The organism is Mesorhizobium sp. P2_E6 (genome assembly GCF_056403835.1).
The window spans coordinates 330,108-343,556 of the sequence record NZ_JBFUEQ010000003.1; the positions used below are offsets into that span (position 1 = coordinate 330,108).

Annotated in this window: 15 protein-coding genes; 3 read left to right on the plus strand and 12 right to left on the minus strand. The window is 63.0% G+C overall.

Annotated elements, in window-relative coordinates; translation table 11 throughout:
* Positions 1–86: 86 nt before the first annotated feature.
* Positions 87–878 carry a GGDEF domain-containing protein gene (locus AC1D08_RS09510; RefSeq protein WP_477227044.1) on the minus strand — a complete coding sequence of 264 codons (792 nt, stop codon included), beginning with the start codon at positions 876–878 and terminating at the stop codon, positions 87–89.
* 129 nt (positions 879–1,007) lie between these two features.
* Positions 1,008–1,952, minus strand: a complete 945-nt coding sequence (miaA, locus tag AC1D08_RS09515; RefSeq protein WP_457154869.1) for a tRNA (adenosine(37)-N6)-dimethylallyltransferase MiaA — start codon at positions 1,950–1,952, stop codon at positions 1,008–1,010.
* On the opposite strand from miaA, the gene serB reads away from it, so the two are divergent.
* Both serB and AC1D08_RS09525 read left to right on the plus strand, forming a co-directional pair.
* Complete coding sequence (gene serB / locus AC1D08_RS09520) at positions 1,942–2,829, plus strand: phosphoserine phosphatase SerB (protein WP_457154868.1); 888 nt, start codon at positions 1,942–1,944, stop codon at positions 2,827–2,829. The genes miaA and serB overlap by 11 nt on opposite strands.
* The gene (locus AC1D08_RS09525; RefSeq protein ID WP_477227043.1) at positions 2,826–3,398 is read left to right on the plus strand and encodes a GNAT family N-acetyltransferase; all 573 of its coding nucleotides are present in this window, start codon (positions 2,826–2,828) and stop codon (positions 3,396–3,398) included. The genes serB and AC1D08_RS09525 overlap by 4 nt, the downstream gene beginning before the upstream one ends.
* 48 nt (positions 3,399–3,446) lie before the next feature.
* Here AC1D08_RS09525 and AC1D08_RS09530 read toward each other — a convergent pair whose 3' ends face one another.
* The 6 genes from AC1D08_RS09530 to AC1D08_RS09555 form a co-directional block, all read right to left on the minus strand.
* On the minus strand, positions 3,447–4,964 hold the full coding sequence (locus AC1D08_RS09530; RefSeq protein WP_457153337.1) for a DegQ family serine endoprotease: 1,518 nt from the start codon (positions 4,962–4,964) through the stop codon (positions 3,447–3,449).
* A 191-nt stretch (positions 4,965–5,155) separates the two neighbouring features.
* On the minus strand, positions 5,156–5,344 hold the full coding sequence (locus AC1D08_RS09535) for a DUF2065 domain-containing protein (protein WP_095087125.1): 189 nt from the start codon (positions 5,342–5,344) through the stop codon (positions 5,156–5,158).
* Positions 5,345–5,350: 6 nt separating this feature from the next.
* Complete coding sequence (hflC, locus tag AC1D08_RS09540) at positions 5,351–6,319, minus strand: protease modulator HflC (RefSeq protein ID WP_095087123.1); 969 nt, start codon at positions 6,317–6,319, stop codon at positions 5,351–5,353.
* Positions 6,319–7,431 (minus strand): FtsH protease activity modulator HflK, encoded by a 1,113-nt coding sequence (gene hflK / locus AC1D08_RS09545; RefSeq protein ID WP_095087121.1) that lies wholly within the window; start codon positions 7,429–7,431, stop codon positions 6,319–6,321. The genes hflC and hflK overlap by 1 nt, the downstream gene beginning before the upstream one ends.
* Positions 7,432–7,581: 150 nt before the next feature.
* Positions 7,582–8,100, minus strand: coding sequence for a dihydrofolate reductase (locus AC1D08_RS09550; RefSeq protein ID WP_457153338.1), 519 nt, complete (start codon positions 8,098–8,100; stop codon positions 7,582–7,584).
* Positions 8,100–9,116 carry a DUF4424 domain-containing protein gene (locus AC1D08_RS09555; protein WP_457153339.1) on the minus strand — a complete coding sequence of 339 codons (1,017 nt, stop codon included), beginning with the start codon at positions 9,114–9,116 and terminating at the stop codon, positions 8,100–8,102. The genes AC1D08_RS09550 and AC1D08_RS09555 overlap by 1 nt, the downstream gene beginning before the upstream one ends.
* 131 nt (positions 9,117–9,247) lie before the next feature.
* On the opposite strand from AC1D08_RS09555, the gene cobF reads away from it, so the two are divergent.
* Positions 9,248–10,027 carry a precorrin-6A synthase (deacetylating) gene (gene cobF / locus AC1D08_RS09560; protein WP_457153340.1) on the plus strand — a complete coding sequence of 260 codons (780 nt, stop codon included), beginning with the start codon at positions 9,248–9,250 and terminating at the stop codon, positions 10,025–10,027.
* A gap of 32 nt (positions 10,028–10,059) precedes the next feature.
* Here cobF and AC1D08_RS09565 read toward each other — a convergent pair whose 3' ends face one another.
* The 4 genes from AC1D08_RS09565 to modB all read right to left on the minus strand — a co-directional run bounded on the left by AC1D08_RS09565 (position 10,060) and on the right by modB (position 13,448).
* The gene (locus AC1D08_RS09565; protein ID WP_477423005.1) at positions 10,060–10,812 is read right to left on the minus strand and encodes a methyltransferase domain-containing protein; all 753 of its coding nucleotides are present in this window, start codon (positions 10,810–10,812) and stop codon (positions 10,060–10,062) included.
* 399 nt (positions 10,813–11,211) lie between these two features.
* A complete protein-coding gene (locus AC1D08_RS09570) occupies positions 11,212–11,553 on the minus strand; it encodes a winged helix-turn-helix domain-containing protein (protein WP_095087111.1) in 342 nt (113 codons plus the stop codon).
* Positions 11,554–11,634: 81 nt separating this feature from the next.
* Positions 11,635–12,747 carry a molybdenum ABC transporter ATP-binding protein gene (gene modC, locus AC1D08_RS09575; RefSeq protein ID WP_457152861.1) on the minus strand — a complete coding sequence of 371 codons (1,113 nt, stop codon included), beginning with the start codon at positions 12,745–12,747 and terminating at the stop codon, positions 11,635–11,637.
* The gene (gene modB / locus AC1D08_RS09580; protein ID WP_477423007.1) at positions 12,744–13,448 is read right to left on the minus strand and encodes a molybdate ABC transporter permease subunit; all 705 of its coding nucleotides are present in this window, start codon (positions 13,446–13,448) and stop codon (positions 12,744–12,746) included. Before modB ends, modC begins: the two co-directional genes overlap by 4 nt.
* Between the last annotated feature and the right edge of the window lies 1 nt (position 13,449).

The window sequence follows — 13,449 nt, forward strand, 5'->3', positions numbered from 1 at the left end:
GAGCGGAGCGGACATTTAGTCCGTGAGCACCGGAAGTCTAGAAAGCCGCGTCAGACGACCGGCCTCATGAATTCCCTTTCGGGATTTTAGGCGCAGACGCGGTTGCGGCCTTGCCTCTTCGCCTCGTAGAGCTGGCGGTCGGCGCGGCGATAGAACTCCTCCGCCGTTTCCTTGCGGTCCCAGACAGCCAGACCGACGCTGGTGGTGATCCTGAGCCGGACATTGCCGGAGAGCACCGACATATTGGCGACCGCCTTGCGGATGCGCTCGGCAAACTTGCCCAGCAGTTCGGAGTCCATGTTGGGCGTGACCACGGCGAACTCCTCGCCGCCCAGCCGCGCCACCACGTCGTGATAGCGTGTCATGTCCTTGAGGCAGCTCGCGACGGCCTTGAGCACCTCGTCGCCGACATCATGGCCATGGGTGTCGTTGACCTGCTTGAAATGGTCGAGGTCGAGGATCATCAGCCCGACGGGCTTTTCGATGCGCCGGAACTCCTCGAGATATTCCTTCAGCGCGTCATCGAAATAGCGCCGGTTCTGCATGCCGGTCAGGCCGTCGGTCAGCGCGGCATGCTCAAGTGTCTCAGAGCGGGCGCTGAGCGATACCGTCATGGCGCGCAGCTTGCCTTCCTCCGTCGCCTGTTTGCGGATCAGCGGATAGATGAAGAAAATGCCGAAGAACAGCGCAGTGGCCAAAAGCACCCCGGTCGCGAACAACAGCTTGTTGAGATAGATGACCTTGTCCATGCCCGAAGCCGTATGCAGCTCGGTGGCGAAGGATTGCAGCAGTCCATAGGCATGCAGCGTCACCAGGCCGGCGGCCAGGATCACGAAGATAAAGACGAAAAATGCTGATTCCGCCTTATGGAAACGCATCTGCTCCCCAATGGAAAAGTGCCCACTGACCTTATGGCATGGGCGGGCTTACGGAGGGTTAATTTGGACAACCGCAACGGGAACCTTACCTTGCAGATAAACTTTTCAGGTTGCAATGGAAACAGGCGATCAAATCGTGGTTTCCAGATCGTCACCGGGCCGCAATTTTTGCCATTCCGAGCCCAATTGGTGCCTGAACCAGGTCGTTTGCCGCTTGGCATATTGCCTGGTTGCAATCTTGGCGCGCTCGATCGCCTCGGGAAAGCCAATCTCTCCAGCCATCGCGGCCTGCAGTTCGCGAACACCGATCGCTTTCATCGCCGGCAATTCGGGGTCGAGGCCGAGCGCCGATAGCCGCTTGACCTCGTCCAGTGCCCCCTTGTCCAGCATCTGGTCGAAGCGCTTTTCGATGCGGTCGACCAGCGCCGCCCGGTCCGGCTCGATGACCAAGAAACGCGCGCTCTGCCTGTCGATGAGCGGCCGGCCGCGTTCCGCCTGCCATTCCCGGATCGAACGGCCCGACGCATCGAGCACCTCCAGTGCCCGCACGATGCGCTGGCTGTCGGTCGGCTTCAGCATCATGGCAGCCGCAGAATCCTGGCGCAGCAGCACGCTGTGCAGCTTGACGGCGCCCTGCTCCTTCAACTCATAGCGCCAGCGGTCACGAATTCGCTGCGGAATGTCGGGCATTTCCGAAATGCCCTCGGCGAGCGCACGGAAGTAGAGCCCGGTACCACCGACAAAAATAACTGGCTGTCCGGAGAGCGTACCGTCGTCGATCAGCTTCATCACGTCGCGCAGCCAGGCGCCGGTGGAATAGGCTGTAGCTGGGTGGACATGGCCATAGAGAAAATGCGGCGCGCGGGCGAGGTCGGTGACCCCCGGCCGGGCCGTCAGCACGTCGAGCACCGAATAGCCCTGCATGGAATCGGTGTTGACGATGACGGCGCCCTTGCGCCCGGCCAGATCGAGCGCAAGGGCCGACTTGCCGCTGGCGGTCGGCCCGGCTATCAGGATCGCGTCCTTCACGCGGCCTTTGCCCGCCTGTCCGCCGGAATCGTCCATGCCGCTCATCGCCACGCTTGTTTCCCGTCCCGCCGATCGCGTATTGTCGCAGTCGCTTGCGAATATGGCGTCACGGTCGGTCGGCGCAAGCGCTGTTGTCTGGCTTGCCGACGGGATTGCCTGCGATCTTGCCTTGCCGAAAGAGGCTAACGCCGGCGATATAAGTGCCGCCCTGCGTGCAGCACTCGCCACCGAACCGGTCGACGTGATCGTCCAGCCGGCGGAAACGCGCCGCAAGAAGATCCTCATCGCCGACATGGATTCGACCATGATCGACCAGGAATGCATCGACGAACTGGCCGACGAGATCGGCGTCAAGGATCATGTCGCCGCCATCACCGCGCGATCGATGAATGGAGAGATCGCGTTTGAACCGGCCTTGCGCGAGCGGGTGGCGTTGTTGAAGGGCCTCGACGCCGCCGTGGTCGACCGCATCGTCGCCAATCGCCTGACTCTGGCCTCGGGCGGCGGCGCGCTGGTGCGAACCATGCGGGCCCATGGCGCCTGGACGGCGCTGGTGTCCGGCGGGTTCGAGGTCTTCACGACGCGCATCGCGGCCATGCTTGGCTTCCAGGAGAACCGCGCCAATCGCCTGCTCGAACAGGACGGCCGCTTCACCGGGCTGGTTGGCGAACCGATACTCGGCCGCGCCGCCAAGGCCGATGCGCTGATCGAGATTTCCACACGCCTCGGCCTGACGCCGACTGACGCCATTGCTGTCGGCGACGGCGCCAATGATCTCGACATGATCCGGCTGGCTGGCACCGGTGTCGCCCTCCATGCCAAGCCGACGGTGGCGGCACAGGCAACGGTTCGCATCGACCATGGCGACCTGACAGCATTGCTCTATGTGCAGGGCTACAGACAGGAAGAGTTTGTGCAATGAAACCAATGCGTACCGAGCGCCTGATCCTGCGCAACTGGGAAGATCGCGATCGCGAACTGTTCCACCGGATCAATTCCGACGAACTGGTCATGGAATTCTTTCCGTTCCGCCGCACCCGCGCGGAGGCGGACGCTAAGATGGACGAGGTCCGCGCCTGGGTTGATGAGGACGGCTATGGCTTCGCCGCGACCGAGATTGCGGCCACGGGCGAGTGCATCGGCTTTGTCGGGATAACCGGGACGGAAGACATCGACGTCCTGCCCGCCGGCACGATCGAGATAGGCTGGCGTCTCGCTCCGGAATTCTGGGGCAAGGGCTACGTCACCGAGGCGGCCGAGGCCTGGCTCGCCCACGGTTTCGAAACGCTCGACCTGGACGAAATCGTGTCTTTCGCGGTTTACGAAAACCATCGCTCCACCGCCGTCATGAAACGCCTCGGCATGAGGGTCGACCCGGCTGGCGACTTCGACCATCCGGACGTCCCTGACAGCCACCCGGCGCTCAAGCGGCATGTCCTCTACAGATTGTCGCGCGAGGACTGGCAGGCAAGAAAAAAGGCGGCCCAATAGCCGCCTTTTTTCGTCTCAAAATCAGGGCACTACAAGCCTTTCCGGACTTCAGTCCATCCGGATCGTCACGAACCTGAGCTCGCCGGTCTTCGACGCCAGCATCAGCAGCGCGTTCTTGCGCCCTTGCTCCTTCAAGGCGCCAATCCGGTCCATGACATCCTTGGGCGTGGCGACCGATTCCTGTGCGATCTCGGTGATCACCTCGCCCGGCTGGATGCCGCGTTCGGCGGCAGCCGAATCCTTGGTGACATCGGTGATGACGACGCCGGAGACATCGGCGGCAATGCTGAACTTCTTGCGCGTTTCGTCGTTCAGTTCGCCGACGGTCATGCCAAGCACCGAAGCCGTCGAGACGGCCGGAGCCTTGTCGCCCTTGTTCTGGTCGGTGTTGCTGCCGTCCTCGCCGCTGGCCAGCTTTTCGCCATCTTCGAGCCGGCCGAGCGTCACCTTCACGGTCTGCTCGACGCCCTTGCGCACGATCAGCACGTCGACCGCCTTGCCGACCGGGCTCTCGGCGACCACGCGCGGCAGGTCGCGCATTTCATGGATGTCCTTGCCGTCGAATTTGAGGATGACATCGCCGGCCTGAATGGTGCCGTTGTCGACCGGGCCGCCCTTGATGACGCCGGCGACCAGCGCGCCCTTGGCAGTCGCCATGCCGAGGCTTTCGGCAATGTCGTCGGTCACCGGCTGGATGCGCACGCCGAGCCAGCCGCGCCGGGTCTCGCCGAACTGGCGCAACTGGTCAACGACGCCGGAGGCGAGTTGCGAGGGGATGGAGAAGCCGATGCCGATCGAACCGCCCGACGGCGAAATGATCGCGGTGTTGATGCCAATGACCTCGCCGGCGCTGTTGAACAGCGGACCGCCGGAATTGCCGCGGTTGATCGCGGCGTCGGTCTGGATGAAATCGTCATAGGGGCCGGAATTGATGTCGCGGTTGCGGGCCGAAACGATGCCGACCGTCACCGTGCCACCGAGGCCGAACGGATTGCCGATCGCCATGACCCAGTCGCCGACGCGCATCTTGGTGGAATCGCCGAACTTCACCGCCGTCAGCTTGTGGCCCTTCGGGTCGACCTTCAGCACCGCGACATCGGTCTTGGTGTCGGTGCCGACCAGCGTCGCCTTCAAGGTGATGCCGTCCGAGAAATTGACCTCGATGTCGTCGGCATCGGCGATCACGTGGTTGTTGGTGACGACGATGCCTTGCTCCGCGTCGATGACGAAGCCGGAACCCAGCGACTGCACTTTCTGCCCGCCATTGTCCTTGTCGCCGCCACGGTTCTTGAAGAAATCGTCGAAGAAATCCTGGAAAGGCGAACCCTCGGGCAACTGCGGCATCGGCACCGCGCCCGGACCTTCCGTACCCTTCACAGTCTGAGAGGTCGAGATGTTGACCACCGCGCCGAGCAGGCCTTGCGCCAGGTCGGCGACCGAAGCAGGGCCGTCGGCGGCCAATGTCGGCGTCACGAAGGACGGGGCAGCGACGGCGCTGACAAGAAGGGCTGCCGCACCGGCGATGAGCGTCCGCCGTGCCGCGCGCAAAAGGGTATTGGATGTCATCGAGAAGCCTCCCGGTATTCTTGAAAAGAAAAGCGCTTCGACGAAAACGCCGCGTCGCGCCATGTTGGCAAAAAATACGGCACGTTTGCGGCTATGACTATCGGCAGAGGATAAATCATCCGTTATCCCGGGGTCGAAGCTCGTATCCCCCGGGATCGAAGCTCGTATCCCGAGATCGAAGCTCGCCGCCCTCACCCGCTCCGCACCAGCCAGACGATGCCGACACCGATGGCAATCGCCGCCAGCCCGGCGATCCGCAACGCATTCTCGGGCAGCGACAGCACTTCAGTGGCGAGCTTCCTGGCAAGGCCTGGAAAGCCGCCATAGACCAGACCTTCTATCACAAGGACAAGGCCCATGGCGGCGAGAAAGTCCTGCACCTGCCGCTACGGGCTGGTGCTGGGCTGTGCCGCCGGCGCGGCAGGTGCCGTCGCAGGCGCGGCAGGTGCCGGTGAAACCGGCTTCGCCGGCGCCTCCTTGCCATCAGGATCGCGGAAGAACCGGAAGAACTCGGAGTTCGGCGACAGCACCATGGTCGTCCCGGTGTTGTCCAGCGCCGTGCCATAGGCGTTCATCGACCGATAGAAATCGAAGAAGGCCGGGTCGCGCTTATACGCTTCCGCGAAGGTGGCGCTGCGCTGGGCTTCGCCCTCGCCTCGCAGGATTTCCGACTCTTTGCGCGCTTCGGCAACGATCTCGACCACTTCGCGATCGGCGCGAGCCGTGATGCGCTGTGCCGCTTCGTTGCCGCGTGCCCTCAGCCGCGCAGCTTCTGCCAAGCGTTCGGCCTTCATGCGGTCGTATGTCTGCTGCGAGACTTCCGCGGTGAGATCGGTACGGCGAATGCGCACATCCTCGATCTGCAGGCCGAGCGACGTGGCGTCGGGCCGGAGCTGATCGCGGACTTCGCGCATCATCACGGCGCGCTGTTCGGAGAGCGCGGCCTCGAAATCGCGCAGACCGTAGACACGGCGCAAGGCAGCGTCGAGACGCGTCCTGAGCCGGGCTTCGGCCAGTTCGATCTGGCCGGACACGGCGGCACGGAAGACGCGCGGATCCGAGATGCGATAGGCGATGAAGGCATCGACCTCATAGAACTTGCCGCCCGACACCTGGACGCGGATGTTGTCGAGGTCGAAGCGCAGCACACGGTTCTCGATCAGCTGCACCGTATCGGCGTCGAAGAACGAGAACGGCGCCTTGAAGTAGATGCCGGGTTCGCTCTTGACGTCGACGATCTCGCCGAACCTGAGGACCAGCGCCTGCTGGCGCGCATTGACCACGAAGACCGACGAATAGAGCAGGAACAGGATGATCGCCACGGCGACGACGATGATGGGGAGACGATTGGCCATTACTGGTTACCTCCCGTAACGGCAGCAGGGGCGGCCGGTGCCGGCGCCTTCGGCTGCAATGCCGGCAGCGGCAGATAGGGAACGACCCCTTGCCCGTTGCCCTGCTCGACGATCACCTTGTTCGAATCCTTCAGAACTCTCTCCATGGTTTCCAGATAGAGGCGCTTGCGTGTCACATCCGGCGCCTTGGCATATTCGTCATAGACGGAGATGAAGCGCTGCGCCTCACCTTCGGCTTCCTGCACGACCCGGTTCTTGTAGGCGGCCGCGTCTTCGCGAACCTGTGCGGCCTCGCCGCGCGCCTGGCCGAGCTTCTGGTTGGAGTACTGGTTGGCCTGCTCGACGAACTTGTCCTCGTCCTGCTCGGCACGCTGCACCTCGTCGAACGCATCGGCCACCTCGCGTGGCGGTGCTGCATCCTCGATCGAGACGGCATTGACGTTGAGGCCGGCCTTGTAGCCATCCAGCGTGGTCTGGATGATCTCGCGAACCGAGGCGGCGATGCCCTGGCGGTCATCGCGGAAGATGTCCTGCGCCGGCCGGCGGCCGACGGCTTCGCGCATGGCGCTTTCGGCAACCTGCCGCAGCATGCCGTCGGGATCGGAGACGTCGAACAGATAGGCCCGGGGGTCGGAGACCTGATAGGCTACCGAGAACTGGACATTGACGATGTTCTGGTCGCCTGAAAGCATCAACCCGTTGCCGCTGGTGTTGCCGCCGCCAATATCGACGAGCTGTTCGGAAATCTTGGCCGTCTCTACGGTTTCGAGCGGCCACCAATGGAAATGCAGGCCGGGCTGCGACAGTTCGGCCTTCGGCTTGCCGAAGCGCAGTTCAACCGCGACCTCGTCGGGCTGCACGGTGTAAACCGCTTGGAACGCCCACAGCACCACTAATGCTGCCGCGATCAGCGCGAAAATAGCCGGGCTTGCGCCACCGCCACCCGGCAGCGCGCGCCGTAGCCTGTCCTGGCCGCGGCGGATGATGTCTTCCAGATCGGGAGGCGAGCCCTGCGGGCCGCTCGGTCCCTTTGGTCCCTGCCCCCAGGGTCCCTGATTGTTGCCGCCGCCGCCCCATGGGCCGCCGCCGCCGCTTTTATCGTTCCAGGGCATGAATGTCCTTTCGCATGGAATTCCCTCAAGCGCCGGAATTATGGCGCGAAATCCAGTATCGTTCTTCTATAGGGACGCCACGAGACGCTTTCAACGCGATGCGTTGCCGACTTCGTCCGATTTGGCCCGGTCGCGACCCTTTGTCGTCTTTCAATGCACGTCGCGGCGGCGCTCGTAAACCGAATAGCGCGTCGCGTGGCTGTCCTTTTCCCCCGCCGGAATCTCCTGTGAGCTGACCATACGCCAGGAATTGGGATCGATCGGCGGGAAATGCGCATCGCCGTCGACCGCTGCCAGCACATGGGTGACGTGCAGCCGGTCGGCCAGCGGCAGCGCCTGGGCGTAGATTTCGCCGCCCCCGATGACGCAGACCTCGTCCACACCGACCATGCAGCGCCCGCGCACCGTCGCCAGTTGGATCGCGGCTTCGAGTGAATGCGCCACCTCGATACCCTCGGCGCGCCAGGCCTTGTCGCGGGTGACCACGATGTTCAGTCTGCCCGGCAGTGGCCGGCCGATGCCTTCAAAGGTCTTGCGGCCCATGATGATCGGCTTGCCCATCGTGTCGGCCCTGAAGCGCTTGAGATCGGTGGACAGCCGCCAGGGCAGCCCGCCATCCCGCCCGATCACGCCGTTCTCGGCAATGGCAACATAAATCGCGACATGCATCAGTTGGCCTCCCCGCCATTGCTGGCCGTCGGATCGAGAAGCAGGATGTCGATGTCGTGCTCGGGATAGAAATCGTCTGCCGTCATCTCGAACGTCGTCGGCCCGACCTTTTTGACATTGTCGCCGCAGAACGAGACCAGCGCTTTCGGATTGACCTTGTCGACGGTCAGCTTGAACTTGCCGATGGTGCCCGCCGCCCAGTTGCCGCCGGTGGTCAGGATATAGGCGATGCGGCTTTCGTTGTACTGGGGATAGCCGTCTGGACCATCCTTCGCCGCCTTGCGCACCGCGTTCTCGAAGGTGTCGTCCATGCAGTAACGCGTCTTGTAGCTGGCGTATTGGCCCTGGAACTTGCCGTCGAAGTAAAAGCTGACCGAAGACGTGCCGCCGACGCTCGGCTTGTAACGGTGCGAGACATGAACGTCCTTGTTGGCCGGAAAGGTCGAGCGCCACCAGTAGGTCGACCGCAATTGCCAGAACGGCGCGTAGTTGGGTTTCGCGCCGGGGCTGTCGTCAATCGTGTCCTCGATGATGATGCCGCGGTTGACCCAATCGTCGGCCACCGCTTGCGGCAGCTTTGCCAATGCGGCCTTCGCCTCGTCGCCGAACGGGTTGAACGGCACATTCTGAGCCTTCAGATCGGCACCGATGTCGATGCCGAGCGCGAACACCTTCTGCTCGAGCTGGGGCTTGGCGGCGACTCCGTCGATCGTCACCTCGAAGCCGAGAAAATTGTCGCTCTGATTTTCAGGGATCGCCGGCATCTCCTCGGGATCGCCAGAAATGTCGGGCATCGGGAAAGCGACCATCGCGTCGACATCCTTGTCGGTGTTGTTGTGGAAGACGTAGTCGACCGTCACCTTTTGCGGCGAGATGAAGAGGTCCTCGCTTTGCATCGACACGGCATCGCTGCGCGACAGGATCAGGCCGCCGGTGCCGAGCTCGGCAACCGAATCATTGGCGAATGCAGGCGCGGCTGAAAGCGCCAGCACGGCGGTCAGGACGTATCGCAACATGGAAGCCCCCTCGGCTAGAATGCCGACACGACCCTAGCCGTTTCAATGTGGCGTTTCAAAGCCCTTCCGCATCCGCGGGCGCGCCATGACGCTCTGGACTAACAGGTTTCGATCGGGCAGGAGATCGTTCCATGCGCAAGCTTCTCGTCATCGGCATCGGCGCCGGCAATCCAGACCACATGACCGTTCAGGCCATAAACGGCCTCAACCGCGCCGACGTGCTGTTCATCCCCGACAAGGGCGCGAAAAAGAACGACCTTGCCGACCTGCGCCGCCAGATCTGCGATCGCTTCGTCACCAACCCGAAGTCGCGCCGCGTCGAATTCGACGTGCCGGTGCGCGCCGAGCCGGCGCCCTCCTACCGCTCGACGGTCGACGACTGGCACGAGGCCATTGCCGCCATCTACGAAGCCCTGATCCGCGACGAGATTGCGCAGGATGGCTGCGGCGCCTTTCTGATCTGGGGCGATCCCTCGCTCTACGACAGCGCGCTGCGAATCCTCGAGCGCGTGCGCCTGAGAGGCAATGTCGCGTTCGAACTGGAGGTCATTCCAGGCATCACCGCTATCCAGGCGCTTGCCGCCAGCCACAAAATGGCGCTGAACCGCATTGGCGATTCCGTCCTCGTCACCACCGGCCGCCGCCTCTCCCAGGAGGGCCTGGCCGACAATGCCGGCAGCACCGTCGTCATGCTGGATGGAAAATGCGCGTTCAACACGCTTGCCGACAAGGATGTCGCTATCTATTGGGGCGCCTATCTCGGCACAGCGGACGAGATTATTCTCTCGGGCCGGATCGGCGATGTCGGCCCGGAGATCGAAAGGGTCCGCGAGGAAGCCCGTCTGCAGAAGGGCTGGATCATGGATACGTATCTGCTGCGCAAGCCTGGTGAGCCGCAGGACGATCGGTAATTTTCAGGAACCGAAGGTCCAAACCTAACGACCTACGCCTGCCGTCGTTTCAAAATTGCGCAGAATTCAAAGTTGTTGTGCGGCGTGGCATAGACTTGCTCGACATCCAGCCCGATGAGACCGAGATTGGAAAGTGCCTCTATGCCGTCGCGGAAGCTTTGCGGCGTAAATTGCCACGCGTGAACATCGACGTATGCCCCGCCGGAATTGTCATATTCGCTCATGGCCACGGAGACGGCAGCAATATTCTGCCGATAAACCGGCAGCCCATGATCTCCGGCCCAATGACGGGCAGCGTCATTGTGCGTGATCAGTGCTCTGTGTTCGATGACGCTCTTTACGCAGTGAACGCTGTTGCCCCGAGCGTTGATGAAATCTGCAATTGAGCTCTCTGGAATGAAGTGATCGAAGCAATAGCGCTTGTCCGGTACAATCAGGAGGTATCTGCCTGTCGGCACGAGAATCCTCTCGACCTGTCTCAGATGGTGGATCAGATCCGGCTGATGCTCGATGCAGTGACTGCTCAGGCAGAAGTCAAACGTCTCGGCGACGATACCCAAATCGCCGGTGCTGGAGACATAGTCGATATCCACAGGGGCGGTGGAGTATGGGTAGCCGACCGCATCCGCCCTCTTGATCAGGCCCTGCTTGTCCAAGACGTCGAGATATCTGACGTTTGGACCCCGAAGCGTTGGGTTGGTGAAAGGCCCGATCTCAAGGGCTGATTTGCGTCCGACAAGGGCAGTCAGGTCGTTTCGGTGAAACTCTGTGGGGCCGGCGTCCATTCGAATTAGCCCGCGCCTGAGCAGCGGCAGCAGTCTTCTCAACAGGGGAAGCGAGGCAAGCCGAGCCCGCATTGCGCGAGGCAATAGCCGCCAGACATAGGTAAGCCGAAGCAGTACCCTCATCGCGCAGCGCCTCTTCGTGTTGAGTTGTTGCTAGTGCTGCGCTGTTTCCAAGATCATGGCCTCAGTTTCCTCGATGTATGGAGTGCTCAGGGGGCCGATCTGCTGTGCATCAACGTGTCGTCTAACCAAGAGGTGCCAATTCTAACCAAGAATCCGGAGCCGGACAACTGGCCCGCGAGCGCACAAAGCAACCGTTGCGATGATGTTGTTGGCACCGCGCTGTCGGCCTCTGGTTGGCGCCGTGAACTGGGCGTCCCATCTTCCGCTCGGCAGCTCTCACCCGGCGTCGATTTCAGCCTGCAATGCCTCCATATGCGTCGCAGCCGCAGCCGCAGCCGCGCGCTCGATGGCGCGAAAGCGGCTGACAACCGCAAGCCCCACCGCCGTCAGTTGCGCGCCGCCGCCCTTGCGACCGCCGGTCTGCGCCGCGACCAGCGGCTTGCCGAACACCCGGTTCATGTCCTCGACCAGGTCCCAGGCGTGCTTGTAGGACATTTCCATGCCACGCGCGGCGGCAGAGATCGAGCCGAAGGCGGCGATCTGCTCGAGAAGCTCGATCTTACCCGGTCCGATGCGCCCGTCGGGGTCGAGATTTATCCGCAAGCTCAGCGACGGCATCTTTGCTCCTCCGCGGTCACGCCCGATGCCATACTAGAAGCTCCTCAGCGATACCGCTATTCCAAAAAAACATAGCGATGGTCAGCCGTCCACTTCGACGGGCAGGCCGGCGCCGGTGTTTGCCCGGTCGAAACTCACCGTCTTGACCACCGCGAAAACCTTGCCGCCGAGCCGAAGCTTCAGCCCCTGCCGCGACTGCTCGGTGATGCGGGCAAGCACGGTTGCGCCGTTGCAGTCGATGCCGACCTCGACTGTCGCGCCCTCGCCCGGGCTGATGGCGACAATGGTGCCCGGCAGAATGTTGAGCGCGCTGAGGCCTGTCGGTTTCTCCGTTGCGATCATCACGTCGCGGGCGCGGATGCGGATGCGGACACGCGCCCCTGTCGTCATCGCCAGCCGCGGCACCCGGATCTCGCCGGCGGCCGAGCCGAGCACGGTCATGCCGAAAACCTCGTCATGGTGCAGCACCTTCGTGTCCAGCACGGCGCCGCCCTCGGCGCGCTCCTCCGCCGGCAGCAGGTCGAGCCTTTGCATCACCGCCTCGGTCGGTCCGCTCGCGATGACATGGCCTTGCGACAGCGTCACCACGTCGGTGGCCAGCCGTGCCACCTCGGCAACCGAATGGCTGACATAGACGATCGGAATTTTCGTCTCGTCGCGCAGCCGCTCGACATAGGGCAGGATCTCGGCCTTGCGCGCCTCGTCGAGCGAGGCCAGCGGTTCGTCCATGAGCAGCAATCTGGGGCTGGCCAGCAACGCCCGGCCGATCGCCACGCGCTGCTTCTCGCCGCCCGAGAGCTTTGCCGGGCGCCTGTCCAGCAGCGGGCCAATGCCGAGCAATTCGACAACGGCATCCATCTCGGCGTAGCGCTCCGTTGCCGGCGAGAACCAGCGGCCATAGCGCAAATTGCTGGCCACGCTCATATGCGGAAACAGGCGTGCATCCTGGAACACCATGCCGATGCGGCGCTTGTGCTTCGGCACGAAAATGCCAGCGCCGGTGTCGACCAGCACGCGGCCATCGACCTCGATGCGCCCTTTGTCGGGCCGGATCAGCCCGGCGATCATGTCGATCAGCGTCGTCTTGCCGGACCCGGAGGGTCCGAACAACGCCGTCAGCCGCCCGGCGCTCTCGAAGCGAACATCGAGGCTGAAATCGCCGAGGCGATGGCTGATGTCGACAAGGACGGTCATTCAATGTCCATCCGCCGTCCGACACGCCGTGCCAGCACCTCCGAAGCGACCAGTGCGGCCATCGAGATGACAATGGAGATCAGCGTCAGCCTGAGCGCGCCTTCGTCACCGCCCGGCACTTGCGTGAAGGTATAGATCGCCGACGGCAGTGTCTGAGTCTCGTTGGGGATGTTGGACACGAAGGTGATGGTCGCGCCGAACTCGCCCATCGCCTTGGCAAAAGCCAGGATGGCGCCGGCGATCAATCCGGGCAGGATCAGCGGCAGCGTGATGGTGGCGAACACCCAGTAGGGATTTGCGCCGAGCGTTCCCGCCGCCGCTTCCATCTTGCGGTCAACCGCCTCGATCGACAGCCGGATCGCGCGCACCATCAGGGGAAAGCCCATGACGCCGCAAGCGAGCGCCGCACCCGTCCAGCGAAACGAAAAGACGATGCCAAAATGCTCGGCCAGGAAGGCGCCGGCCGGCCCTCGCTTGCCGAAGGTCAGCAGCAGCAGATAGCCCGTCACCACCGGCGGCAGAATCAGCGGCAGATGGACCAGGCCGTTGAGCAGCGTCTTGCCCCAGAATTGTCCTCGGGCAAGCAGCATCGCGATCAATATGCCCGGCGGCAGGCTGGCGAGCATCGCCACTGTCGCCACCTTGATCGACAGCCGGACCGCATTCCATTCGTCGGGAGTGAGGTCCAGCAGCCAGTTCATG